The 23,926-nt window shown below is 58.1% G+C and carries 22 protein-coding genes; 21 read left to right on the forward strand and 1 reads right to left on the reverse strand.

What is annotated here, in order from left to right:
- The coding region (locus RMS03_RS04060; RefSeq protein WP_310625827.1) for an SDR family oxidoreductase at positions 1-274 on the forward strand (274 nt) is incomplete at its 5' end.
- 92 nt (positions 275-366) lie between these two features.
- On the opposite strand, the gene RMS03_RS04065 is transcribed toward RMS03_RS04060, so the two are convergent.
- The gene (locus tag RMS03_RS04065) at positions 367-1,248 is read right to left on the reverse strand and encodes a helix-turn-helix transcriptional regulator (RefSeq protein WP_310625828.1); all 882 of its coding nucleotides are present in this window, start codon (positions 1,246-1,248) and stop codon (positions 367-369) included.
- 115 nt (positions 1,249-1,363) lie between these two features.
- On the opposite strand from RMS03_RS04065, the gene RMS03_RS04070 reads away from it, so the two are divergent.
- The 20 genes from RMS03_RS04070 (at position 1,364) to RMS03_RS04165 (ending at position 23,918) form a co-directional block, all read left to right on the forward strand.
- Positions 1,364-1,864 carry a DUF4863 family protein gene (locus tag RMS03_RS04070; protein ID WP_310625854.1) on the forward strand — a complete coding sequence of 167 codons (501 nt, stop codon included), beginning with the start codon at positions 1,364-1,366 and terminating at the stop codon, positions 1,862-1,864.
- A gap of 11 nt (positions 1,865-1,875) precedes the next feature.
- On the forward strand, positions 1,876-3,450 hold the full coding sequence (locus tag RMS03_RS04075; protein WP_310625829.1) for a 3,4-dehydroadipyl-CoA semialdehyde dehydrogenase: 1,575 nt from the start codon (positions 1,876-1,878) through the stop codon (positions 3,448-3,450).
- Positions 3,451-3,561: 111 nt separating this feature from the next.
- Entirely contained in the window at positions 3,562-5,154 is a 1,593-nt protein-coding gene (locus tag RMS03_RS04080) for a benzoate-CoA ligase family protein (RefSeq protein WP_310625830.1), read from the forward strand.
- Positions 5,154-5,990 (forward strand): alpha/beta hydrolase, encoded by an 837-nt coding sequence (locus tag RMS03_RS04085; RefSeq protein WP_310625831.1) that lies wholly within the window; start codon positions 5,154-5,156, stop codon positions 5,988-5,990. Before RMS03_RS04080 ends, RMS03_RS04085 begins: the two co-directional genes overlap by 1 nt.
- A gap of 9 nt (positions 5,991-5,999) precedes the next feature.
- On the forward strand, positions 6,000-7,169 hold the full coding sequence (locus RMS03_RS04090; protein ID WP_310625832.1) for an ABC transporter substrate-binding protein: 1,170 nt from the start codon (positions 6,000-6,002) through the stop codon (positions 7,167-7,169).
- A gap of 2 nt (positions 7,170-7,171) precedes the next feature.
- On the forward strand, positions 7,172-8,050 hold the full coding sequence (locus RMS03_RS04095; RefSeq protein ID WP_310625833.1) for a branched-chain amino acid ABC transporter permease: 879 nt from the start codon (positions 7,172-7,174) through the stop codon (positions 8,048-8,050).
- Between the two features lie 16 nt (positions 8,051-8,066).
- On the forward strand, positions 8,067-9,065 hold the full coding sequence (locus RMS03_RS04100) for a branched-chain amino acid ABC transporter permease (protein ID WP_310625834.1): 999 nt from the start codon (positions 8,067-8,069) through the stop codon (positions 9,063-9,065).
- Positions 9,062-9,811, forward strand: coding sequence for an ABC transporter ATP-binding protein (locus tag RMS03_RS04105; protein WP_310625835.1), 750 nt, complete (start codon positions 9,062-9,064; stop codon positions 9,809-9,811). The genes RMS03_RS04100 and RMS03_RS04105 overlap by 4 nt, the downstream gene beginning before the upstream one ends.
- A complete protein-coding gene (locus RMS03_RS04110; protein ID WP_310625836.1) occupies positions 9,811-10,530 on the forward strand; it encodes an ABC transporter ATP-binding protein in 720 nt (239 codons plus the stop codon). Before RMS03_RS04105 ends, RMS03_RS04110 begins: the two co-directional genes overlap by 1 nt.
- 20 nt (positions 10,531-10,550) lie before the next feature.
- Complete coding sequence (locus RMS03_RS04115; protein ID WP_310625837.1) at positions 10,551-11,582, forward strand: zinc-binding dehydrogenase; 1,032 nt, start codon at positions 10,551-10,553, stop codon at positions 11,580-11,582.
- 324 nt (positions 11,583-11,906) lie between these two features.
- Positions 11,907-12,653 carry a crotonase/enoyl-CoA hydratase family protein gene (locus tag RMS03_RS04120; RefSeq protein ID WP_405023495.1) on the forward strand — a complete coding sequence of 249 codons (747 nt, stop codon included), beginning with the start codon at positions 11,907-11,909 and terminating at the stop codon, positions 12,651-12,653.
- Positions 12,654-12,706: 53 nt separating this feature from the next.
- The gene (locus RMS03_RS04125; protein WP_310625839.1) at positions 12,707-14,584 is read left to right on the forward strand and encodes a feruloyl-CoA synthase; all 1,878 of its coding nucleotides are present in this window, start codon (positions 12,707-12,709) and stop codon (positions 14,582-14,584) included.
- A 19-nt stretch (positions 14,585-14,603) separates the two neighbouring features.
- Positions 14,604-15,875, forward strand: a complete 1,272-nt coding sequence (locus RMS03_RS04130; protein ID WP_310625840.1) for a thiolase family protein — start codon at positions 14,604-14,606, stop codon at positions 15,873-15,875.
- A 35-nt stretch (positions 15,876-15,910) separates the two neighbouring features.
- On the forward strand, positions 15,911-16,696 hold the full coding sequence (locus tag RMS03_RS04135; RefSeq protein WP_310625841.1) for an SDR family NAD(P)-dependent oxidoreductase: 786 nt from the start codon (positions 15,911-15,913) through the stop codon (positions 16,694-16,696).
- A 96-nt stretch (positions 16,697-16,792) separates the two neighbouring features.
- Entirely contained in the window at positions 16,793-17,212 is a 420-nt protein-coding gene (locus tag RMS03_RS04140; RefSeq protein ID WP_310625842.1) for an acyl-CoA thioesterase, read from the forward strand.
- 42 nt (positions 17,213-17,254) lie between these two features.
- Complete coding sequence (locus RMS03_RS04145; RefSeq protein WP_310625843.1) at positions 17,255-18,388, forward strand: ABC transporter substrate-binding protein; 1,134 nt, start codon at positions 17,255-17,257, stop codon at positions 18,386-18,388.
- A 69-nt stretch (positions 18,389-18,457) separates the two neighbouring features.
- Positions 18,458-19,498 carry a branched-chain amino acid ABC transporter permease gene (locus RMS03_RS04150; protein ID WP_310625844.1) on the forward strand — a complete coding sequence of 347 codons (1,041 nt, stop codon included), beginning with the start codon at positions 18,458-18,460 and terminating at the stop codon, positions 19,496-19,498.
- A gap of 178 nt (positions 19,499-19,676) precedes the next feature.
- Complete coding sequence (locus RMS03_RS04155) at positions 19,677-21,431, forward strand: branched-chain amino acid ABC transporter ATP-binding protein/permease (RefSeq protein ID WP_310625845.1); 1,755 nt, start codon at positions 19,677-19,679, stop codon at positions 21,429-21,431.
- A gap of 9 nt (positions 21,432-21,440) precedes the next feature.
- Positions 21,441-22,172 carry an ABC transporter ATP-binding protein gene (locus RMS03_RS04160; protein WP_310625846.1) on the forward strand — a complete coding sequence of 244 codons (732 nt, stop codon included), beginning with the start codon at positions 21,441-21,443 and terminating at the stop codon, positions 22,170-22,172.
- Between the two features lie 9 nt (positions 22,173-22,181).
- Positions 22,182-23,918 (forward strand): acyl-CoA dehydrogenase family protein, encoded by a 1,737-nt coding sequence (locus RMS03_RS04165; RefSeq protein ID WP_310625847.1) that lies wholly within the window; start codon positions 22,182-22,184, stop codon positions 23,916-23,918.
- The last annotated feature ends 8 nt before the right edge of the window (positions 23,919-23,926 follow it).

The following is a 23,926-nucleotide window of genomic DNA, read 5'->3' on the forward strand; positions in this document are numbered from 1 at the left end:
CAAGGCCGGTATGCACGGCTTCTCCATGGCTTTGGCCCAAGAGCTGGCCACCAAAGGCGTGACCGTCAACACCGTATCACCTGGCTACATCGGTACCGACATGGTCAACGCCATTCGTCCTGACGTGTTGGAAAAGATCGTGGCGACTGTGCCCGTCAAGCGCTTGGGTAAACCCGCTGAAATTGCATCCATCATTGCGTGGATGGCCAGCGAAGACGGTGGTTACACCACCGGTGCCGACTTTGCCGTCAACGGTGGCTTGCACATGGGTTAATTGATGCAAACGCCTTTGGCGTTTTGCTGTACTTCCCCAGCCGCAGATTCGTCTGCGGCTTTTTTTGTGAAAAATCGAATTGACGACACAACTCAATTTTTCAATTGCAGCACTGCCCGCAATCGAGCCCTTAGCATTTGGAAACTTTCCTCCAACGGCTGCGCACTGGTATCAAACATCATGTCCGCTTTGGCGTAGAACGGGGCACGACCTTCCAAGATCAGACGCAGGTCGTCAATCGCTTCAGTACTACCAGCCATGGGGCGCATGTCGCCTTGCGCAGCCACACGCGACAAGTGATCTTCAGGCTTGGCCTGTAACCACACGGTGTAGCAATGCGAGAGCATTTCATTCAAGGTCGCTGAGTCCGACACCAAACCACCCGGCGTGGCAATGATGACTTCAGGATAAATTTGAATCGTCTCTTCCAACGCACGGCGCTCGTAGCGGCGATAAGCATTGGTGCCATACAGATTGTGAATTTCAGAAATGCTGCAACCTGCAAATTTTTCGATCTCACGGCTGAGCTCAATGAAGGCGTAGCCCAATTCTTTGGCCAAGCGCTGGCCCAGTGTGGTTTTACCTGCGCCGCGCAAGCCAATGAGCGCAATGCGGTTGGTTCGTTCAGATTCTTGTGTGGTACCAAACAAGACCGACACTTGCTCGCGCACCCGACGCAAATCAGCTTCGCTGCGCGTGCTCAACATTTCGCGCAAGAGCAACCATTCTGGCGAGACAGTGGTCACATCGCCGATCAACTCCGCCAAAGAACATTGCAATGCGCCTGCCACTTGCAGCAGCACCAAAATCGAGGCATTGCCCTCTCCATATTCCAAATTAGCCAAATGGCGCTCGGAGATATCGGCAGCGACCGCCACCGCCTTGCGCGTCAGGCCTCGCCGTGCGCGCAGCGCACGCACCCGCTCGCCCAGTGCGCTCAAGAAAGGTTTCTTCACGACATCCACTTCAGCCATAGCTTGCCTTCTGTCAATCAGCCTAGGATTAACCCTAAGCATGCAATATAGTGCTAGACATGCGATTTAGCGCATGTTAGCCTTCGTTTAAGCATAATAATTCATGTTGAAGCATATGACAAGCACTCCCGTTTCAGCCGATGCCGTGGCACAGGCCCAATCCCAGTTCAAAACTCGCCTCGCAGCAGTGACCGCCCAGATTCACAAGCGCCCGCTCAACAGCGCTCTGGACGAATGGCTCAATGCCAATCTCGGCGCCGACACCCCCACGTACCGCGAACTCAAACAGTCGTGTGAAGAAGGTGTGGCCCAAGGCTGGTTGTGCAAATACGAAGGCGGCGGTCTGCGCTATGGCCGCATCTTCAAATCTTCAGAAGATCTACACGGTTTTTCCATCGATGTGGTGGACATGCAAAACGTGGCCGGCCCACACCATGTACACCCTCAAGGTGAGATCGACCTCATCATGCCCATCGACGGTGAGGCCACCTTTGATGGCCGCCCTGCGGGCTGGCTGGTGTGCCCACCCGGCAGCGCCCACCGCCCCACCGTCAGCCAAGGCCGTGCCTTGGTGCTGTACCTGTTGCCCAAGGGCGAGATCGAATTCACCAAATAAGAAAGCGACCCATGACCGAACTTCTCTCCAACTACGTCAGCGGCCAGTGGCAAAGCGGCAAAGGTGCAGGCACGGCCTTGCACGACCCCGTGCTGGGCACCGAGCTGGTCCGCGTCGACGCGTCAGGTCTTGATTTGGCTGCGGCTTTTGCCTTTGCCCGTCACCACGGTGGTGCCGCACTGCGCGCCCTCACCTACGCGCAACGCGCCGCCATGCTGGGCGCAGCCGCCAAAGTGCTGCAAGCCCACCGCGATGCGTACTACGACATTTCCACCGCCAACAGTGGCACCGTGAAAAACGACACGGCCGTGGACGTGGACGGCGGCATCTACACCCTCAGCACCTACGCCAAGTTGGGCGAGGGCTTGGGTGACACGCACTTCATGCACGATGGCGAAGCAGCGCGTTTGGCCAAAGACCCATTGTTCCAATCACAACACGTGCTCACCCCCACACGCGGCGTGGCCTTGTTCATCAACGCCTTCAACTTCCCCGCCTGGGGCTTGTGGGAAAAAGCAGCGCCTGCACTGTTGTCGGGCGTGCCCGTCATCATCAAGCCTGCCGCCACCACCGCATGGTTGACACAACGCATGGTCAAAGACGTGGTCGATGCCGGCATCTTCCCGGCAGGCGCCTTGTCTGTCATTTGTGGCAGTTCCGCAGGTTTGATGGACCAACTCGAACCGTTTGATGTGGCGTCCTTCACAGGCTCTGCCGACACCGCAGCCATCATCCGTTCACACCCCGCCGTCACCCAAAAATCAGTGCGCGTGAACATCGAGGCCGACAGCGTGAACTCGGCCCTGCTGTTACCGGGTGAGTCGACCACCAGTGAAGCGCTGGATTTGTTGGTGAAAGAAGTGGCCCGTGAAATGACGGTCAAGTCCGGCCAAAAATGCACCGCCATTCGCCGCGTTTTTGTGCCCGAAGGTTTGTACGGCACCGTGACACAAGCGCTGTCGGCGCGACTCAGCAAAACTACCGTGGGCAACCCACGCAACGAAACCGTGCGCATGGGCGCGGTGGTCAACCGCGAACAGTTCAAGGCCGTGCGCGATGGCTTGGCTTATTTGAAAGCCCAAGCCGCCGTGCTGCACGACGGCAGCACGCAGACCTTGGTGGACGCCGATGCAGCCGTCGCTTGCTGCGTGGGCCCCACCCTCTTGGGCACACGCGATGCCGCAGGCAGCGATGCCGCTGATCGCGTACACGACACCGAAGTGTTTGGCCCCGTCGCCACCTTGGTGCCTTACCGCAACAACGACCTCAACCACGCGCTGCAACTGATTCGTCGCGGCCAAGGCTCTTTGGTGGCCTCGGTCTATGGCACAGACCACGCAGCCTTGGCCCACGTGGTGCCGGAACTCACCGACAGCCACGGGCGTGTGCATGTGATCTCACCCGATGTGGCGGCCTTGCACACTGGCCACGGCAATGTGATGCCTCAGTCCTTGCATGGTGGCCCTGGCCGAGCTGGTGGCGGAGAAGAACTCGGTGGCCTGCGTGCCCTGAACTTCTACCACCGTCGCGCTGCCGTGCAAGCCAGCACCGTGGTGCTGTCAGCCCTGAAACCCGCCCGCGTTTGAACGCCCACTTTGCAGGAAACATATGCCCCCCCACGTTCATCACTTCTTGTATTCACGGCCCCTTGAAGGGGCGCAAGTCGGCTTTGAGGCGGCTCGGCAGGGGGCTTCGTCATGACCACCGAACGCCAAGGACACGAGGGCATTGCGCCTCCCCCCGAGCACTTCAACTTTGCGGCGTTCTTGCTTGAGCGCAACCACCCACACGCCCAACGCCCCGCCTTCATTGATGATGTGGGCACTTTGCGTTATGGCGATTTAGACCAACGCGTGCGCAGCCTAGCCGCAGGCCTGCGCGGCTTAGGGATTCGCCGCGAAGAGCGCGTCTTGGTGCTCATGCACGACTGCAACGATTGGCCCGTGAGTTTCTTGGGTGCCATGTATGCAGGCTTGGTCCCCGTGGCGGTGAACACCTTGCTCACCGCCGACGACTACGCCTACATGCTGGAGCACTCGCGTGCGCAAGCGGTGTTGGTGTCGGGGGCCTTGTTGCCCACCTTGACCGCCGCCATGACCAAGTCTGACCACGAGGTGATCAAAGTCATTGTGTCCCACCCTGCCGCCCCTTTGCACCCCGCTGAGGTGGACTTTGAGTCCTTCTTGCAAGCCCATCAGCCCCTGCCCAAAGCGGCGGCCACACGGGCTGACGACCCCGGGTTTTGGCTCTACTCCTCGGGCTCCACAGGTCGCCCCAAAGGGACGGTTCATTCCCACGCCAATCCCTACTGGACGTCCCTGCTTTATGGCCAAGACGTGTTGCAACTCACCGAACACGATGTCTGCTTCTCAGCGGCCAAACTGTTCTTCGCTTATGGCTTGGGCAACGGGCTCACCTTCCCCATGACCGTGGGGGCTTGCGCCATTTTGATGGCCGAGCGCCCCACCCCCGAGGCCACGTTCAAACGCATGACGGGCGGCATCGGTGGCATGAAACCCACCGTATTTTTCGGTGCCCCCACAGGATTTGCGGGCATGTTGGCCCACCCCCAGTTGCCAAGTCGTGACCAAGTGGCAATGCGCCTCGTGTCCTCCGCAGGTGAAGCACTGCCAGCGGAGTTGGGCGAGCGTTTCAAACAGAATTTCGGTGTCGATATCGTGGACGGCATTGGATCCACTGAGATGTTGCACATCTTTTTGTCCAACCGTCCCGACCACGTGCGCTACGGCACCACCGGCTGGCCTGTGCTAGGTTACGAGATTGAATTGCGAGGCGACGATGGCCTCGCCGTGGCCGACGGTGAGCCCGGTGACCTCTACATCAAAGGCCCTTCATCGGCCTTGATGTACTGGGGCAACCGCGACAAAAGCCGCGACACCTTCCAAGGCGGTTGGACCAAAAGCGGTGACAAATATGTGCGCAATGCCGATGGCACCTACACCTACGGCGGGCGCACCGATGACATGCTCAAAGTCAGCGGCATTTATGTCAGCCCCTTTGAAGTGGAAGCCACGCTCATCCAACATCCTGCGGTGTTGGAGGCCGCCGTGATTGGCATCAACGACCACGAAGGCTTGACCAAAACCAAAGCCTTTGTGGTGCGCAAAGCGGGGGCCAACGTCACAGAAGAAGAACTCAAAGCCTTCGTGAAAGACGAGCTCGCGCCCTACAAATATCCACGCGTGATTGAGTTTGTCGCGGACTTACCCAAAACCGCCACGGGCAAGATTCAGCGCTTCAAACTGCGTGCCCAAGAGGCCCAAAGCTGATGAGCGGCACGGCTTTTCCACCGCTCGCTTGGATCGACATCGACTGGCAAGGTCGTGCGGTTCGCATTGAGCACCAATGGTTGAACACGCACCGCCGGGATGCGCCGCTGTTGGTGTTTTTGCACGAGGGCTTGGGCTCGGTCGCGATGTGGCGTGACTACCCACAGCAACTGTGCGATGCACTGAAGGTGCGCGGCTTGGTGTATTCGCGCCCTGGCTACGGTCAGTCCACCCCGCGTGATCCAGATGAGCATTGGGCACCCGACTTCATGCACCGCCAAGCCCATGAAGTGCTCCCCGCCTTGCTCGACGCACTCGGGGTCAAGCAAACGCCTTGGTTGGTGGGGCACAGCGATGGAGGTTCAATTTCCTTGCTGTATGCGTCGCGCCATCGCGCAGCAGGACTCATCGTCATGGCCCCGCACATCGTGGTCGAAGCGGTGTCCATCACCCGCATTGGCCACGCACGTCAGGCCTATAAAGACACTGATTTACGAGCGCGCTTGAAACGCTACCATGCGGACGTCGATTCCGCCTTTTGGGGTTGGAACAATATTTGGCTAGACCCCAGTTTTCGCACATGGTCGATTGAAGAAGACATAAGCACCATCACCTGTCCGGTGTTGGCCATTCAAGGCATGGATGACGAATACGGCACATTGGCACAGATCAAAGGCATTGCACAGCAACTGCCCCAAGCGCAACTGCTGGAGTTGGCCAACTGCGGGCATTCGCCACACCGCGATCAACCCCTCGCCTTGACCCAAGCCTGTTTGTCATTTTTCAACGCACATCACACCTCCCCCATTTCCCATCACGTTCACTTTCAAAACTAGGAGACCACCATGCAGACAAAACGCACCCTTCTTTCAGCCGCAGCATTCGCGCTGCTGGCGGCCACATCAGCGGCTTGGGCACAAAACCAAGGCAAGCTCAAAGTGGGCTTCATGCTGCCCGCCACCGGGACCTTTGCTTCGTTGGGCACGGCCATCGACAACGGCTTTCGCCTGTATGTTGCAGAACAAGGCGGCAAAATTGCAGGCCGTGAAGTGGAATTTGTTCGCGTGGACGATGAGAGCGATCCCTCCAAAGCCACCGACAACGTGAACAAGCTGATCAAACGTGACAACGTCGATGTGATCGTGGGCACCGTCCACAGTGGCGTCGCCATGGCGATGGCCAAAGCGGCCAAAGAATCTGGCACCTTGCTCATCATCCCCAATGCGGGTGCGGCCGCAGTGACAGGCCCCATGTGTGCCCCCAACATCTTCCGCTCCAGCTTCTCCAACTGGCAACCTGGCTATGCAATGGGCGAAGTGGCGACTAAGAAAGGCCACAAACGCATCGTCACCATCACTTGGAAATACGCGGCGGGTGACGAAGCGGTCAAAGGCTTCAAAGACGGTTTTGAAAAAGGTGGCGGCAACGTCATCAAAGAACTCAGCCTGCCTTTTCCCAACGTGGAGTTCCAAGCACTTTTGACCGAAATTGCAGCCCTCAAACCTGATGCTGTGTTCACATTCTTCGCTGGTGGTGGCGCGGTGAAGTTCGTCAAAGACTACTCTGCTGCAGGCTTGAAAAAGTCTATCCCCCTGTATGGTTCTGGCTTTCTCACCGACGGCACGTTGGAAGCACAAGGCGCGGATGCCGCCGACTTGTTGACCACGCTGCACTACGGTGACAACTTAAACACCAAGCGCGACCAAAGCTTTCGCTTGTCCTACGCCAAAACCTACAAGTTGCAACCTGATGTCTATGCCGTTCAAGGCTACGACGCAGGTCAAATACTGGGCATTGGTTTGAACGCCACCAAGGGCGATGCAAAGAACATCACAGGTTTTGCACAAGCTGTTCGTGCCGCTAAGATCGACAGCCCGCGTGGCCCCTTCATCCTGTCCAAGAGCCACAACCCTGTGCAAGACATTTACTTGCGCAAAGTGGTGGGCAAAGAAAACGTGATCGAAGGCATTGCCTCCAAAGCCTTGGCTGACCCAGGCTTAGGCTGCAAGATGTAACGATGGACTTTGCTACTTTTCTCATCCAATGCCTCAACGCATTGCAATACGGGTTGCTGCTGTTTTTGGTGGCCTCAGGCCTGACCTTGATCTTCGGCATCATGGGCGTGATCAACTTGGCACACGGCAGTTTCTACATGATTGGGGCCTACATGGCCTATGCGTTGGCACCGATGGTGTCTGGGAGCTTTGGCGGAGAGTTTTTCAGCACCTTAGCCATGGGTTTGGTCTTGTCCGTCATCCTCGGCTATGTGCTGGAATGGGCCTTCTTCAGCTACTTGTATGAACGTGAGCATTTGCAACAAGTGCTCATGACCTACGGGTTGATTTTGGTTTTTGAAGAACTTCGCAGCATGCTTTTGGGTGACGATGTGCATGGCGTGACGGTCCCGCCCCTGCTCAATGGCTCTTTTCCGCTCAACGAGGTGATGACCTATCCCGTCTATCGCCTGTTCATCAGCGGTGTGTGTTTGCTGTTGGCTGGGGCGATGTGGTTTGTGTTCACCCGCACCCGCTTAGGCATGATGATTCGCGCGGGCACAGCCAACCGTGAAATGGTGCAAAGCCTCGGCATTGACATCACCTTGCTCTACCGCATCGTGTTTGCCATTGGTGTGGCATTGGCCGCCTTCGCCGGCATGATTGCAGCCCCCGTTTCCAGCGTGTATCCCAGCATGGGTAATTCTGTGCTGATCATTTGTTTTGTGGTCGTCGTCATCGGCGGTATTGGCTCCATCCGTGGTGCCTTGCTGGCGGCCTTGCTCATCGGCTTGGTCGACACCTTTGGCAACGTGCTGTTGCCGCAAGCCGCAGGCGTGCTGGTGTATGTGCTGATGGCGTTGATTCTTTTGTGGCGTCCCCACGGCTTATTCAAGGACTGAGGTTCAGGTCAAACTCATGCGTTATCCATCTTCTTTTGTCCTTGCGGTATTTGGCCTGCTGGCCTTGTGGCCTTGGTTGTCTGGCTCTTACGGTTCAGACTTGGTCGCCAAGATCATGATCTATGCCCTGCTCGCCCTCAGCCTCGAACTACTGGTCGGCAGCACTGGACTGGTGTGTTTTGGTCAGGCTGCATTTTTTGGCATTGGGGCCTACGCAGCCCTCTTGCTGGCCCCCGCCGATGACAGTGCGCCCTCGTTGTGGGTCTTGTTGCTCTCATCGGTCACGTTGGCCGCAGTGTTTGCCTTTGCCGTGGGTTCGCTGTCGCTGCGCACGCAAGGCGTGTACTTCATCATGGTCACCTTGGCCTTCTCACAAATGGCGTATTACGTGGTTCACGACACGCCGCTGGGGGGCGGGACCGATGGCATTTACATGTACGTCAAACCCTCGTGGGGATGGATTGATCTGGACCAACCCAACCATATGTACGGTCTGATCTGGGTCAGCCTGCTATTGGGTTTTGTGTTCCTCTCACAACTGTTGCGCTCGCCTTTTGGTCGTGCCCTGTCGGGCATTCGTGTGAACGAGCAACGCATGAAGGCCACAGGGTTTTCTGTGTTCGGCTACAAACTCGCCGCCTTCACGTTGTCGGGAGCCATCGCCGGATGGGCAGGATTTTTATTCGCCATCAAAGACGGTTTTGTGAACCCCGAACTGCTCAGCTGGCATCTCAGCGGCGCGGTCTTGGTGATGATCATTCTGGGTGGGCTGGGTCACATTCGGGGCGCGCTGATGGGGGCCTTTGCCTTTGCCCTGTTGCAAGAGTTGTTTCAGTCAGAAGCCGTATTTGGTAGCTATGCCAAACACTGGCATCTCGGCTTGGGCTTGGCCGTCATGGCCTGTGTGGCCTTCATGCCGCACGGTTTGGTCGCACTGCCGCGGCAGTTGCGCGAACGTCTCACCGGACGCAACCACGCCAAAACCAGCGCACAAAAATGGCAGGGGCACGCATGACGCGCGACATCCTTTTGCGAGGCCACAACCTCACCCGTCGCTGGGGCGGCTTGGTGGCTGTCAACAATGTGTCGTTGGAACTTGAACGCGGCCATGTGCACGCGGTCATCGGCACAAACGGGGCAGGCAAATCCACCCTCATCAACCTTTTATCCGGTGAGTTCCCTCCCTCTTCGGGACAAGTTGAACTCTTGGGACAAGATGTGTCGCACTGGCCGCAAGCACGCCGTGCGCGTACGGGGCTAGGCCGCAGCTACCAACGCAACACCATCTACCCGAGCTTCACTGTCTTGGAGAACTGCCGACTCTCAGCTCAAGCCCACCACCAACAAGCTTGGGCGTTTTGGCGCAACGCAGAACAAGACCCGCACACGGTCTCTATTGGGCGCGAGGCTGCGGAGCGCGTGGGCTTGGGGCACGCACTGAATCGTCACGCCGGTTTCCTCAGCCACGGTGAAAAACGTCAATTAGAAATCGCCATGTGCTTGGCCACCGCCCCTCAAGTGCTGCTGCTAGACGAACCCTTGGCAGGCATGGGCGCAGAAGAAACCGAGCGCATGCTCACGTTACTGAAAGAGCTCAAACATGACCACGCCATTTTGTTGGTCGAGCACGACATGGACGCCGTGTTTCGCATCGCCGACCGCATCACCGTGATGGTCAATGGCCTGGTCATTGCGTCAGGCTCCCCCGATGAAGTTCGCAACAACGCCGATGTTCGCGCTGCCTATTTGGGAGATCACTGATGTCCACCAACTCTGAAATTATTTTGGAAGCACAAGGCATCCACGCGTGGTACGACAGCAGCCACGTGCTGCATGGCATCAACATAGATATTCGCAAAGGCGAAACCGTGGGCTTGCTCGGTCGCAACGGCATGGGCAAAAGCACGCTGATTCGTAGCTTGCTCGGCCATGTGACACAACGCGATGGTCACATCAGCCTGTTTGGCAACGACATCTCCAAAGCCCGTCCGCACGAAGTAGCCCGCCAAGGCGTGGCCTATGTCCCAGAAGGTCGCGGCGTGTTTGGCAACCTCACCGTGCGTGAAAACCTAATCATGGCTGCGCACCGTGGCCGCGATGAGCGCGCCGACTGGACGCTGGAGCGCGTGCTGCACACCTTCCCGCGCTTGACTGAACGTTTGAACAACCTCGGCAGCCAGCTCTCTGGGGGTGAACAACAAATGTTGTCGATTGGTCGCGCCTTGATGACCCACCCCGAGTTGATCATCTTGGACGAAGCCACCGAAGGTTTGGCCCCCCTAATCGTGGCTGAAATTTGGCGCGTGATTGATGACATCAAAGCCAGTGGCATGGCCGTGTTAATTGTGGACCGTGACTGGCACAAAGTGCTCTCCCGCAGCAACCGCGCCTTGGTGCTGCAAAAAGGTCTGGTGGTGTTGAGTGGCCCCTCTACCGAACTGCTGCATCACACCGAGCTTGCGCACTACTTAGGTGTTTGAGTTCATCCACGCCACACCCCATGAAAGCGATTTACCTCAGCGGCCATGGTGGCAATGACGTGGTACACATCGGCGAGCGCCCTGCCCCGCAGCGACAGCCCAGCGACGTGTTGATTCACATGCACGCCAGCACGCTCAACCAAGTCGATCTGTACATGCGCAATAGCGGTGCAGGCATAACCCACCAACTGCCTCAAACCATGGGCATTGAAGGCTTCGGCCATGTCGCCGCTTGCGACGCGGACAGTGGGTTGGCGCTGGGCGACGGCGTCCTCCTGCATCCAGGGATCAGTTGTGGCACATGTGAGTTTTGTCTGCGCGGCGATGATGTGCTGTGTACCCGTATCGCCTTGCTCGGAGAACATCGCGATGGTGCGTGGTCCGAATGGGTCAGCGTGCCGGCACGCAACGTCATGCGCGCGCCCAGCTATCTTTCGCCGTTCGAAGCAGCGGCCTTGGCCGTGACCCACCTCACCGCTTGGCGCATGGTTGTCACCCAAGGTCAGTTAAAGCCCCGCCAAACCGTGTTGATCTTTGGCATTGGTGGCGGCGTGTCGGTCGCGGCCTTGCAAATCGCACACGCCATCGGTGCGCACGCCATCGTCACCTCGCGACACGCGCACAAATTAACGCATGCGCAAGACATGGGGGCCGCGCTGGGGATTCACACGCCGCATGACGATGTGGTGAAAAGCGTCATGGCCTTCACCCAAAAACGTGGCGTGGACTTGGTGATTGAAAACGTGGGCGAAGCCGTCTGGGGCGAAGCCATGAAGTCCCTCGTACGCGGAGGCCGCTTGGTCACCTGTGGTGCCACCAGCGGCGACCAACCACCCGCTGACTTGCGCCGCATCTTCATCCGTCAACTGCAAATACTTGGCTCGACCTTGGGCAACCGCCAAGAACTGCACGACTTGCTCGCGTTTTGCGAACAACACCAGTTGCGCCCTGTGATTGACCGTGTCTTCCCCATGCACCAAGTGCATGACGCGTTGGATGTGATGTCCAGCGCGACGCAGTTTGGAAAAATTGCACTGGATTTAACCGCCTGACGGCACACCCGCGTGGCATTCACACGGCTGCATCCAACTCCAACAAACACACCACACTGCCCTTGAGAATGCCGGGCATCACCTCGGGTTTAGCTTGCGCAGGACGACGCGCAGAGCGCGTGTTACCAAGAAAAGCTTGGGTGTTTCATGGCTTGATGATGCGGCGATGGCATTAAGGGAAAGTCCCAAGATTTTTCGTCTGCCAGCACGCTCACAATAAAGTTATAAAAAATAACCTTATACGTCGCTCTCAACGGAATCGATATGACCACCACACACCACCCTGTGATCGAACGTGCGCGAAGCATTGGCGTCTCGCTAGAGATGCACGGTGCCGTCGCTGTGGTTCGCTTGTGTCGTCCCAGCAAACGCAATGCGCTGAGTGATGCTCTGATTGAAGCGCTGCGCGATGTGTTTCAAAACCTACCCGCAGAAGCCGGCGCTGCCGTGATCCACGGTGAGGGCGAACACTTTTGTGCGGGCTTGGATTTGTCAGAGCTCAAGGAACGCGACGCAGGCGAAGGCGTTCACCATTCACGCAGTTGGCATGTGGCCTTGGAAGCTGTCCAATATGGCCGCGTGCCTGTGGTGGTGGCATTGCATGGCGCTGTGGTGGGCGGTGGCTTAGAGCTGGCCTCGGCGTCGCACATCCGCGTGGCCGACGAGAGCACCTTCTACGCCTTGCCCGAAGGAACGCGTGGCATCTTCGTCGGTGGCGGTGGCTCCGTGCGTATCCCCAAACTGATTGGCGTGGCACGCATGACCGACATGATGCTCACAGGCCGGGTCTACAACGCACACGATGGCGAGCGTCTCGGCTTCGCCCAATACCTCACGCCTGAGGGGCAGTCTTTGAGCAAGGCCATTGAATTGGCACAGCGCATTGCCACCAATGCCCCACTGACCAACTACGCACTCATGCACGCGCTACCGCGCATTGCCGAGCAGCCCGCAGACCACGGTTTCCTGACCGAAGCCTTGATGTCATCCATCGCGCAATCCGCCCCCGAAGCCAAAGCACGTGTGCGTGCTTTCTTGGAGGGCAAGGCACCCAAAGTCAGCAAAGACTGACTCTGAACCCAACACCTCTAAAAAATTGCCACTGAGCAAACGAGGAGACACACATGCCCACCCCTTCATCACATCGTGCCACCGCGACCAAATTTCGTCCGCTGAAGTTTGGCGTCACGCGCGTCAGCCTGCGCGACGGCACAAGTGGCACGCACTACCTCAAGGCCGATCAAGCCTTGCAAGCGTTTCCGCAGCGACTCAGCGACCGCTTGCGTCATTGGGCCGAGCATGCACCGCAACGCAGCTTCATGGCCCGTCGCGTCCAACAGACGCCGGGGCATTGGGGTGACTGGCGACACATCAGCTACCAAGAGGCTTGGGCGACGGCACGCAACATCGCCCAAGGCCTGATAGACCGAGGTTTGAGTTCCGAACGCCCCGTGGTCATTCTCAGCGAAAACAGCTTGGAACACGCCTTGTTGGCATTGGGCTGCATGCTCGCAGGTGTGCCCTTTGTGCCCACCTCACCGCCCTACTCCTTGGTGAGCGTGGACTTCGACAAACTCAAACACGTGCTGCGCACCGTCACGCCAGGCTTGGTGTTCGCACAAGATGCGCGCTATGCCAAGGCCATCGCGGCGAGTGTGGATGCACACACCGAAGTCGTGCTCGAAGAAGGCACACTCACCGATCGCAACATCACCCCATTTGCACAACTGTGTGCCACCCCCGCCACAGAGGCGGTCGAACGCGCCAGCGCAGCCACGGGGCCAGACACCATCGTCAAGTTCTTGTTCACCAGTGGTTCGACCAAGTTGCCCAAGGCTGTCATCAACACCCACCGCATGTGGTGCGCCAACCAGCAGCAAATGAGTCAATCCATGCCTGTGCTGCAAGAGCAACCCTTGGTGTTGGTGGATTGGCTGCCTTGGAACCACACCTTTGGTGGCAATCACAACTTCGGCATGGTCGTCTACCACGGCGGCACCCTGTACATCGACGACGGCAAACCCACGCCCGCCTTGATCCACGAAACACTGCGTAACTTGCGCGAGATCGCACCCACGGTGTACTTCAACGTGCCGACAGGGTTTGAGGCGATTGCCCATGCCATGAAGACGGGCGACGCTTTGCGCCACAACTTTTTGTCACGCGTGAAGATGTTTTTCTACGCCGGTGCGGCCCTCGCCCAACCGGTGTGGGATAGCTTGTTTGAGAGCGAAGAACGCGAAATCGGCGAGCGCATCGTCATGACCTCGGGCTTGGGCATGACCGAGTCCGGCCCCTTCGGTCTGTTCGTCACCAGTCCGGATGTGCGTGCCGGTGATTTGGGCGTGCCAACACCCGGCCTCGAACTCAAGCTGGTGGACATGCAAGGCAAAACCGAGGTACGCTACCGTGGCCCCAACATCACCCCCGGCTACTGGCGTGCGCCTGCCGAGACCCAAGACGCGTTTGATGATGAAGGTTTCTTCAAAACAGGCGATGCCGTCAAATGGATCGACGAAACCGATGTCCACCTCGGCCTCAAATTTGATGGTCGCATTGCCGAAGACTTCAAACTGGCCACCGGCACGTTCGTGAGTGTCGGCCCGCTGCGCGGCAAGATCATTGCCGCAGGCGCACCCTATATCCAAGATGCGGTGTTGACAGGGCTGAACATGAAGGAAGTCGGCGCCATGATCTTTGCGACGCCGGCTGTGCGTGCGCTCAGCGGTCTCGCTGCGGATGCCCCCATGTCCGACGTGTTGGCCTCCGCCCCCGTGCTGGCGAAGTTTCAGGACATCGTCAACGCCTTGGCCCAAACTGCGACCGGCAGCGCCAACCGCATCGCCCGCCTGTGCTTGCTGAGCGAGCCGCCCACCCTCGACAAAGGCGAGATCACCGACAAGGGATCCATCAACCAACGCTCGGTGCTGACACACCGCGCCGACACCGTGGCCGCCTTGCATGGCGACACGCTGCACGACATCCTCAAGCCACAGGCTTGAATTGAAAGAGAGTACGAACATGGCTGCCAAAGGATTTTTCAACGCGTTTGCCGATGTCTGGATGCACGAAGGCGTACGCACACCCATGGTGGACTACGGTGGCGCACTCGGCCACATCTCGCCCACCGACCTCGGCATCAAGGCCGCCCGCGAAGCCTTGAAGCGCGCTGGCGTCGCCCCCACCGAGATCGGCTCAGTCATCACTGGCAACATGGCGCCGGGCGACTTTGACCAGTTCTTTCTGCCGCGCCACATTGGCCTGTATGCCGGTGTACCGCAAGAGGTGCCCGCCATCATGGCCCAGCGCATTTGCGGTACGGGCTTTGAATTGTTCCGCCAAGCGGGCGAGCAGATCGAAGCGGGCGTGTGCGAGGCCGCGCTGGTGGTCGGCACCGAGAGCATGACGCGCAACCCGATTGCCGCCTTTGACCACCGCACCGGCTTCAAGCTGGGCGCGCCGGTGGGCTTCAAGGACTACATGTGGGAAGCCCTGAAAGATCCGGCTGCGGGCATCAACATGATCCAGACCGCCGAGAACTTAGCGAAGAAATACAACATCACCCGCGAAGAGGTGGACCAATTCGCGTCGGACTCGTTTGCCAAAGCCGTGGCCGCACAAGAAGCCGGCTTCCACGCGGGCGAAATCATGCCCGTCATCACCGAAAAATTTGAACTCGAAGGCTACAAAGCGCGTGGCATCAAACTGCAAGGCAAGGTCACCGAAGTCAGGGCAGACACCCACGCGCGCATCTCGCCCGTGGAAGTGCTGGCCAAACTCAAGCCTGTGTATGAAGGCGGTGTGCAAACCGGTGGCAACAGCGCAGCCTTGGTCGATGCGGCTGCCGCCTGCGTGGTCACTTCAGGCACCTACGCCAAAGCCCACGGCAAACAGCCGTTGGCCCGTGTGGTGGCCGCTGCCGCAGTGGGCGTACCGCCCGAGATCATGGGCATTGGGCCTGCGCCAGCCATTCGTTTGCTGCTCGCGCGCACTGGCCTGCAACTGTCTGACATCGATCGTTTCGAAATCAACGAAGCCCAAGGCGCACAAACTTTGGCGGTGGGCCGCGAGCTGGGCTTGGACTTGTCCAAGCTCAACGTCAATGGTGGTGCGATTGCACTGGGTCACCCCTTGGCGTGTACGGGCGTGCGTCTGACCATCACGCTGGCGCGTGAACTCCAGCGTTCAGGCCTGCGTTACGGCATTGCCAGTGCTTGCGTGGGCGGCGGTCAAGGCATTGCGCTGCTGATCGAAAACCCAGAGGCGTTTCGTAAAAACCCCAAGACAAAGTAAGCCCTAGAGCCAACACAATCCAAGAGACACAACGTATGCATATTCAAGGACAAGCCGCTTTGGTCACAGGCGCAGGCTCCGGCCTCGGTGAAGCCACCGCACGCGAACTCGCACGCTTAGGTGCCAAAGTCGCCATCCTCGACCTCCACATGGACAACGCCCAACGCGTGGCCAACGACATCGGTGAGCAATTTGGACATGGCTGCGCCGTGGCCGTCCCATGCAACGTCAGCGACGCAGACAGCATGCAACGCGCCATCGACACGGCCGCTGTGGCGCACGGACCGGCCCGCATCCTGATGCACATCGCAGGCATTGGCACCGCCAAGCGCGTGGTCGGTAAAGACGGTCAAGCAGCGTCCTTGGAAGACTTTGCCAAAGTCGTGCAAATCAACCTCATCGGCACCTACAACGCGGCGCGCTTGTTCGCCGTCGCTGCCGCCAAGCTAGCGCCTTTAGAAGACGGTGAACGTGGCGTGATGGTGTGGACCGCCTCAGTCGCGGCCTTTGATGGTCAAGTGGGCCAACAAGCCTACAGCGCCTCTAAAGCAGGCGTGGCGGGCATGACACTGCCGATGGCGCGTGACTTGGCGCAACACGGCATCCGCGTATGCACCATTGCACCGGGCCTCTTTGCCACGCCGCTGATGCACACCTTGCCCGAATCCGTCCAGCAATCCTTGGCGGCCAGCATCCCCTTCCCGTCCCGCTTGGGCAAACCTGCAGAGTTTGCGCAATTGGCCGCTCACATCGTGAGCAACACCCATCTCAATGGCGAAGTCATCCGCTTGGACGGCGCGCTGCGTTTGGCCCCTCGTTAAGAGAGAAATCATGAACTCCCACGCTCCTCACTTCGTGTACTCACTGCCCCCCAAGGGGGCCCTACTCTCCTTGGCGCGGCCCGGCGGAGAGCAGCGATGAGCAAAACTGTTGTCTACGAAGTCGAAATCATGTTTGGCGATTGCGATCCCGCCGGCATTGTGTTCTTCCCCAATTACTGCAAGTGGATGGATGCGTCGTCCTTGAACTTTTTCGTCAAGTGTGGCGTCCCCACATGGCGCGAGTTGGTCAAAACCACTGGCATCATCGGCACCCCTTTGCTGGAGATCAACACCAAGTTCATGCGTCCTGCCACCTACGGCGAGCGCATTCAAGTTCACACCAGCATTCATGAATGGCGCGAAAAAGTCGTGATTCAAAAACACGTCGTGATGCGCGGCGACACGGTGCTGTGTGAGGGCTTTGAGACCCGCGCGTTTTGCATCAAGCACCCCGACGATCCTGACCGCCTCAAAGCCATCCCTGTGCCAGCAGATATCAAAGCTTTGTGCTCGTAATTTTTCCCTGCAAACTTTCTAAACCACAACTAGGAGACAACCATGAACTTCAAGAAGACCCTCGTGACCCTCGCTGCCACCGTGGCGTGTTCAGCCGCTTTGGCAGATATCAACATCGGCGTCATCCTGCCACTGACAGGCCCTGCATCGGGGTTAGGCATTCCGGCCAAAAACCAAATTGCGCTATGGCCTACCAGCATTGCCGGTGAAAAACTCAACGTCACGGTGTTGGATGATGCAACCGACCCCACCAACGGCGTGAAGAACGCACGTCGTTTCGTGACCGAAGACAAAGTGGATTTGCTCGTGGGCTCAGTGGCCACCCCCGTCGGCGTGGCCATTGCTGACGTGGCCTTGGAAACCCAAACACCTCAGCTCGCGCTCACCCCCATTGGCTTGCCTGCAGGCAAAGATGCCTACACCTTTCGCATGCCGCAATCCAATGGCGTGATGGCCACGGCCATCATCAACCACATGCAAAAACAAGGCGTGAAGACCGTCGGTTTTTTGGGCTACACCGACGCATATGGCGAGCAGTGGTTGCAAGCATTCACCCCCTTGGCTGAAAAAGCCGGCATCAAGATCGTGGGCGTAGAACGCTTTGCTCGCACCGACACCAGTGTGACGGGGCAAGCGTTGAAGCTGGTCTCAGCCAACCCAGACGCCATGCTCATCGTTGCCTCGGGCAGCGGTGCAGCGATGCCACACAAAGGCATTGTGGAGCGCAACTTCAAGGGCAAAATTTACCAAACGCACGGCGCAGCGTCCAAAGACTTGATGCGTGTGGGTGGCAAAGATGTGGAAGGTTCGTTTGTGGTGGGCGGCCCTGTGATTACCCCTTACCAACTGCCTGATAGCAACCCCTCTAAAAAGCTCGCGATTGCTTTTGCAGACAAGTACGACAAGGTCTATGGTGCTGGCACACACAACCAGTTTGCGGGTCACGCGCATGACGTGATCGTGGTGTTGGAAAAAGCCATCCCATTGGCTTTGAAAAAGGCCAAGCCCGGCACACCCGAATTCCGCACTGCGTTGCGTGATGCCTTTGAAACCATGGGCCGCACCGTGGTGGCACACGGCACCTTGAACTGGTCCAAGGAAGACCACTGGGGCTACACCTCAGATACCGGTGTGATGCTGAAAGTGGTGGACGGTCAATTCACCGTCGCGCCTTAATCACGTTTGCGTGAACCCAACGCCCAACAGCGTTGAGCTGTTGGGCGTTTTGTAGAAAAGAGAAACGACATGGACTTTTCAATCGCCAGCATTCTGATGTTGGACGGTATGACAAACGGTGCGATCTATGCCCTGCTGGGTTTGGCCACTGTGCTGGTGTTTACCGTCACACGCGTCATCTTTATCCCACAGGGCGAGTTTGTGGCTTATGGTGCGTTGACCATGGCCATGCTGCAAGCAGGCCAAGTGCCGGGCACCGTGTGGCTGCTTATGCTGCTGGCCGTGCTTGCTGGTTTGATGGAGTGCTGGAGTCGTTGGAGCCATGCGCACAACTTGGCGCAAGCCATAAAGTCGGCCCTGATCATGGCGGTTCCGCCTTTGCTGATCGCGTGGGGCACGCTGTGGGCCGCACCACAAAATTTTGCAATGCCCGTGCAGGCGCTGCTGAGCATTGCGGTGGTGGCCACGTTTGGGCCCTTGGTCTATCGCATTGCCTATCAATCGTTAGAGTCGGCTACGTCACTGGTTTTGCTGATCGTGTCGGTAGGCGTTCATTTCGCCATGACAGGTTTGGGCCTTTTGTTCTTTGGCGCGGAAGGTTTTCGCAACCCCAGCTTTTGGACTTCAAGCTGGGCCGTAGGCCCCCTCAACATCACGGGCCAAGTCGTCATCATCTTCACCATTGCCGTGTTGCTCATCGCCGTGTTGTGGTTGTTTTTTGAACGCACCTTGTTTGGCAAAGCCCTCCGCGCCACGGCGGTCAATCGCACGGGCGCACGTTTGATGGGCATCTCGACCCATGCTGCGGGCCAATTCACGTTTTTACTGGCGGCAGGCATTGGGGCGGTGTCGGGTTTGTTGATTGGCCCCACCACCACCGTGTTTTATGACTCTGGTTTCTTGATTGGTCTCAAAGGCTTTGTCGCCGCCGTGGTCGCAGGGTTGGCCAGCTACCCGGGGGCGCTTATCGGTGCGCTGTTTGTCGGTATTGTTGAATCGTTTGGCTCGTTTTGGGCCAGTGCGTTCAAAGAGGTGATTGTGTTCACGTTGATCTTGCCTGTGCTGCTGTGGCGCTCGCTACGCAGTGGTCATTCTGATGAGGAGGCTTGATATGCACCCCCACGTTCATCACTTCGTGTATTCACTGCCCCCCGAGGGGGCCCAAGCCTCCTTTGAGGCGGCTCGGCAGGAGGCTTGACCATGCACCCCCACGTTCATCACTTCGTGTATTCACTGCCCCCCGAGGGGGCCCAAGCCTCCTTTGAGGCGGCTCGGCAGGAGGCTTGATATGCACCGTTGGTTATTACTGTTTGCCTTGGTGCCGTTCGTGGCCATGTTGCCTATTCCTGATTTTTGGATTTTTCAGCTCAACTACATTGGCCTCTACGCGATAACGTGCATGGGCTTGGTGTTGCTGACCGGTGTATCAGGCTTGACCTCATTTGGCCAAGCGGCCTTCGTGGGCATTGGTGCCTACAGCACGGCGTGGCTCACCTTGAACATGGGTTGGTCGCCTTGGTTCACCTTATGGGTGGGCTTGGCGCTGACCTTTGCAAGTGCGTTGATTGTTGGCCTCATCACCCTTCGCATGTCGGGCCATTACTTGCCGTTGGCCACCATCGCATGGGGCTTGTCGCTGTACTACCTGATGGGCAATATGGATGCCTTGGGTAAATACGATGGCTTGTTAGGCATTCAAAGTCTGTCGCTCTTTGGGTTTGACTTGGGCCAAGGCCGTCCGTTCTTTGTGTTGACTTGGCTCATCCTCTTGACGTTGGCACTGTGCATGCTTCAACTGCTTGACTCGCGCGCTGGCCGTGCCATTCGTTCATTGAAAAACGGCACGCAAATGGCCGAAGCTATGGGTATCAACACCTTCCGTTACAAAGTGACTGCGTTTGTCATGGCCGCCATGTTGGCCTCTGTCGCCGGCTGGTTGTTGGCGCACTTTCAGCGCACCATCAACCCCTCGGCCTTTGGCTTGAAGATGGGCATTGAATACTTGTTCATGGCTGTGGTGGGTGGCGTGGGTTACATCTGGGGGGCCATTGTGGGAGCCAGCTTGATCAAGCTCATGGACGACTACTTGCAAGTCATTTTGCCCAAACTCATTGGCACCAGTGGCAGCTATGAAATGATTGTGTTTGGTGTGTTGTTGGTGCTCGTACTCAAGTACATGCCAGATGGTTTGTGGTCTTTGGTGTCTCGCTACCTACCTCGGCGTGACCGAGTGGTCGATTGGGACAACGCCAACCATCTGCCCGAAAGCAGCAAGCCACAACGCGGCGAGTTGCTGCTCGACGTGCAAGCGATTCGCAAACAATTTGGAGGCCTGGTCGCGGTCAACGACATCCGCTTCCAAATTCATGCCGGTCAAATTGTCGGCCTGATTGGCCCCAATGGTGCTGGCAAGTCCACCACCTTCAACCTCATCACGGGTGTGCTGTCCCTGACCTCGGGTGCGGTGAAATTCCGCGACACCACCATCAGTGACTTGCCTTCGCGTGAAATTTTGCGGCAAGGCATGGCGCGCACCTTCCAGCACGTCAAGATGATTCCCGACATGACGGTGTTAGAAAACGTGGCCATCGGTGGCTACAGCCGAGGTCACACGGGCGTGCTCTCGGGCATGCTGGGGACTAACCACGACGAAGAAAAACGCCTGTTCAAACTCGCGCAGCAACAACTCGAACGAGTTGGCATTGGCCACACCATGCACGAATTGGCAGGCAACTTGGCGATGGGCCAACAACGTTTGATGGAGATTGCTCGCGCTTTGTGTGCCGATCCGGCCCTGTTGCTGCTTGACGAACCCGCTGCGGGTTTGCGTCACAAAGAAAAACAAGGTCTCGCCGATGTGCTGCGCCAGCTGCAAGGTGAAGGCGTGAGCATCTTGTTGGTGGAACATGACATGGATTTGGTGATGCAGGTCTGCGACAAATTGGTAGTGATGGAGTTCGGCACCTTGCTGCTCGAAGGTACGCCCAAAGAAATTCAAGAAAGCCCTGTAGTGCGTGCCGCCTACTTGGGCACCGAACACTAAGGACTGGCCATGACATCGCCCCTTCTCGACATCCGAAACCTCCATGCAGGCTACGGCAAAGCCGAAGTCCTGCATGGCTTGAACTTGCAGGCCGATGCGGGCCAAGTGATCACCGTCATTGGCCCCAACGGCGCAGGCAAAACCACCCTGCTCAACACCTTGATGGGGCTGCTGCCTACGCGTGGGCAACTGCTGTACCACGGCGAAGACATCAGCGGCTTGACCCTCGAAGACCGTGTGATGCGGGGCATCGCCTTGGTGCCAGAAAAGCGTGAGTTGTTTGGCACCATGACCGTGCAAGACAACCTCGAACTCGGTGGTTTTCGCCAAATGCGCCTCGGTAATCGGCAATGGCGCACGCGCATGGACGATGTGTACGACCTCTTTCCACGCCTGAAAGAACGCCGCACCCAACTGGCGGGCACGCTCTCGGGCGGTGAACGCCAAATGTTGGCCGTGGGCCGCTCGCTCATGTCACGCCCCGATGTGTTGATGCTCGACGAGCCCAGCCTTGGACTGGCCCCGCTGATCGTGAAAGAAATTTTCTCCATCATCGAAACCCTGCGCCAAACGGGTGTGACCCTTGTGTTGGTTGAGCAAAACGCCCGTGCCGCATTGGCTGTGGCCGACTACGGCTATGTGCTGGAAATGGGCGAAGTCAGCCTGCATGGCCGCGCTGCAGAGCTGGCCCAAGACGGTCGGGTGATCGACACCTACCTCGGCGCTGCACGTCAAGACTGAAGAAGCACCATGAATCACTACCAGCCAAGCCTGCCAGATGTTCAATTCATTTTGGGTCAGGTCTTGCACGCGCCCGAACGCATTGCCGCACTGCGCCCTTACCGGGAAGTCGATGCAGCGTTGATCGACCAAATCTTGGATGAAGCCAGCAAATTCATCGCCGAGCAAATCGCCCCGCTCAACCGCGTGGGTGACGAAGTAGGGGCGCAGTGGCGCGATGGCGCAGTCACCATGCCATCTGGTTTTCGTGATGCCTATCAATCGTTTTGGCAATCCGGCTGGGCCTCTTTGTCCACAGCAACGCAAGATGGCGGCCAAGGCCTACCTGCCGTGTTGGACAGCGTGTTGTACGAATGGCTCTCCGCCGCCAACCACGGTTGGACCATGGCACCCGGCTTGTTGCACGGGGCCTATGAATGCATCAAGCACCACGCCAGTGATGCGCTGAAAACGCAATATCTCAGCAAAGTCGGCACTGGCGAATGGCTCACCACCATGTGCTTGACCGAACCGCATGCGGGCAGTGACTTGGGGCTCGCCTCTACCAAAGCAGTGCCACAAGCCGATGGCGCGTATTTGATTTCAGGCACCAAAATTTTCATCAGCGGCGGCGAGCACGACCTGAGCGACAACATCGTGCATTTGGTGTTGGCCCGCTTGCCCGATGCGCCCGCTGGCCCGAAAGGTTTGTCGTTGTTCTTGGTACCGAAGTTTTACCCCGACGGTGAAAAAGAATCATGGGTTCGCAGCGCCGTGTACTGCGAACGCATCGAAGAAAAAATGGGCATCCACGCCAGCCCCACCTGCGTGATGCGCTTTGACGAAACACGCGCATGGTTGGTCGGCGAAGCAGGTCGAGGCCTCAACGCCATGTTTGTAATGATGAACGCCGCCCGTTTGCATGTGGCCTTGCAAGGCGTAGGCTTGCTCGATGCCGCGTGGCAAAAAGCCGAGGCTTATTCCCACGACCGCCGTCAAATGCGCGCCCCACGTCCCAAGGACGCGCCGCGAGGCGCAGGCGCAGGCGCAGCCGATCTCATCATTGAACACCCCGCCATGCGTCGCATTTTGGACACGCAACGCGCGTGGATTGACGGTGCGCGTGTGTTGGCCTACGAAACAGGCTTGGCCTTGGACGAAGCCAAGCACCACCCCGATGCCGCACAGCGCGATGCAGCGCAACGCTGGTGTGCCCTCATCACCCCCATCCTCAAAGCCGCTTGCACCGAGCAAGGTTTTCACGGTGCGAGCGAATGCTTGCAAGTGTTGGGGGGCCACGGCTATGTGCGCGAATGGGGCATTGAGCAAAACGTGCGCGATGCCCGCATTGCCATGATTTACGAAGGTACCAATGAGATTCAGGCCATCGACTTGCTGATGCGCAAAGTGGTGATCGATGGCGGTGCTGCTTTGTCGGCCATGCTGGCGACGCTGCGCCAACACTTGTCGACGTCTCAACCGCATGAGGCACAGGTGTTGTCGCTCTTCGATGAACTCATGGCCACCACACAAATTTGTTTGGACACGGCACAACGCAACGATGGGCAAGTGCAACTGAGTTGGATTGCCGGCGACTACTTGCGCTTGGCCAGCCTCGCCTTGTGGGCATGGGCATGGACACGCATTGAAGCCGCCCAAGGCAGCGACACACCGCGCTGGCAAGCCCCCGCCCAAGCATTACGGGCTTGGGTGTTGCCGGAGTTTGTGATGCGCTCTGGCATCATTCGGACACAACTCGGGCATTGATCCGAGGT

Origin of the sequence: Limnohabitans sp. (assembly GCF_031538885.1) — a bacterium.
Taxonomy (GTDB): domain Bacteria; phylum Pseudomonadota; class Gammaproteobacteria; order Burkholderiales; family Burkholderiaceae_C; genus Limnohabitans.

Bases quoted from the DNA above. Each gene is read 5' to 3' on its own strand.
- RMS03_RS04095 (WP_310625833.1), top strand. From the start codon at position 7,172: ATGGACTTTGCTACTTTTCTCATCCAATGCCTCAACGCATTGCAATAC.
- RMS03_RS04135 (WP_310625841.1), top strand. From the start codon at position 15,911: ATGCATATTCAAGGACAAGCCGCTTTGGTCACAGGCGCAGGCTCCGGC.
- RMS03_RS04120 (WP_405023495.1), top strand. From the start codon at position 11,907: ATGCACGGTGCCGTCGCTGTGGTTCGCTTGTGTCGTCCCAGCAAACGC.
- RMS03_RS04145 (WP_310625843.1), top strand. From the start codon at position 17,255: ATGAACTTCAAGAAGACCCTCGTGACCCTCGCTGCCACCGTGGCGTGT.
- RMS03_RS04110 (WP_310625836.1), top strand. From the start codon at position 9,811: ATGTCCACCAACTCTGAAATTATTTTGGAAGCACAAGGCATCCACGCG.
- RMS03_RS04090 (WP_310625832.1), top strand. From the start codon at position 6,000: ATGCAGACAAAACGCACCCTTCTTTCAGCCGCAGCATTCGCGCTGCTG.
- RMS03_RS04115 (WP_310625837.1), top strand. From the start codon at position 10,551: ATGAAAGCGATTTACCTCAGCGGCCATGGTGGCAATGACGTGGTACAC.
- RMS03_RS04100 (WP_310625834.1), top strand. From the start codon at position 8,067: ATGCGTTATCCATCTTCTTTTGTCCTTGCGGTATTTGGCCTGCTGGCC.
- RMS03_RS04130 (WP_310625840.1), top strand. From the start codon at position 14,604: ATGGCTGCCAAAGGATTTTTCAACGCGTTTGCCGATGTCTGGATGCAC.
- RMS03_RS04070 (WP_310625854.1), top strand. From the start codon at position 1,364: ATGACAAGCACTCCCGTTTCAGCCGATGCCGTGGCACAGGCCCAATCC.
- RMS03_RS04065 (WP_310625828.1), bottom strand. From the start codon at position 1,248: ATGGCTGAAGTGGATGTCGTGAAGAAACCTTTCTTGAGCGCACTGGGC.
- RMS03_RS04165 (WP_310625847.1), top strand. From the start codon at position 22,182: ATGAATCACTACCAGCCAAGCCTGCCAGATGTTCAATTCATTTTGGGT.
- RMS03_RS04160 (WP_310625846.1), top strand. From the start codon at position 21,441: ATGACATCGCCCCTTCTCGACATCCGAAACCTCCATGCAGGCTACGGC.
- RMS03_RS04150 (WP_310625844.1), top strand. From the start codon at position 18,458: ATGGACTTTTCAATCGCCAGCATTCTGATGTTGGACGGTATGACAAAC.
- RMS03_RS04075 (WP_310625829.1), top strand. From the start codon at position 1,876: ATGACCGAACTTCTCTCCAACTACGTCAGCGGCCAGTGGCAAAGCGGC.
- RMS03_RS04085 (WP_310625831.1), top strand. From the start codon at position 5,154: ATGAGCGGCACGGCTTTTCCACCGCTCGCTTGGATCGACATCGACTGG.
- RMS03_RS04155 (WP_310625845.1), top strand. From the start codon at position 19,677: ATGCACCGTTGGTTATTACTGTTTGCCTTGGTGCCGTTCGTGGCCATG.
- RMS03_RS04080 (WP_310625830.1), top strand. From the start codon at position 3,562: ATGACCACCGAACGCCAAGGACACGAGGGCATTGCGCCTCCCCCCGAG.
- RMS03_RS04105 (WP_310625835.1), top strand. From the start codon at position 9,062: ATGACGCGCGACATCCTTTTGCGAGGCCACAACCTCACCCGTCGCTGG.
- RMS03_RS04125 (WP_310625839.1), top strand. From the start codon at position 12,707: ATGCCCACCCCTTCATCACATCGTGCCACCGCGACCAAATTTCGTCCG.
- RMS03_RS04140 (WP_310625842.1), top strand. From the start codon at position 16,793: ATGAGCAAAACTGTTGTCTACGAAGTCGAAATCATGTTTGGCGATTGC.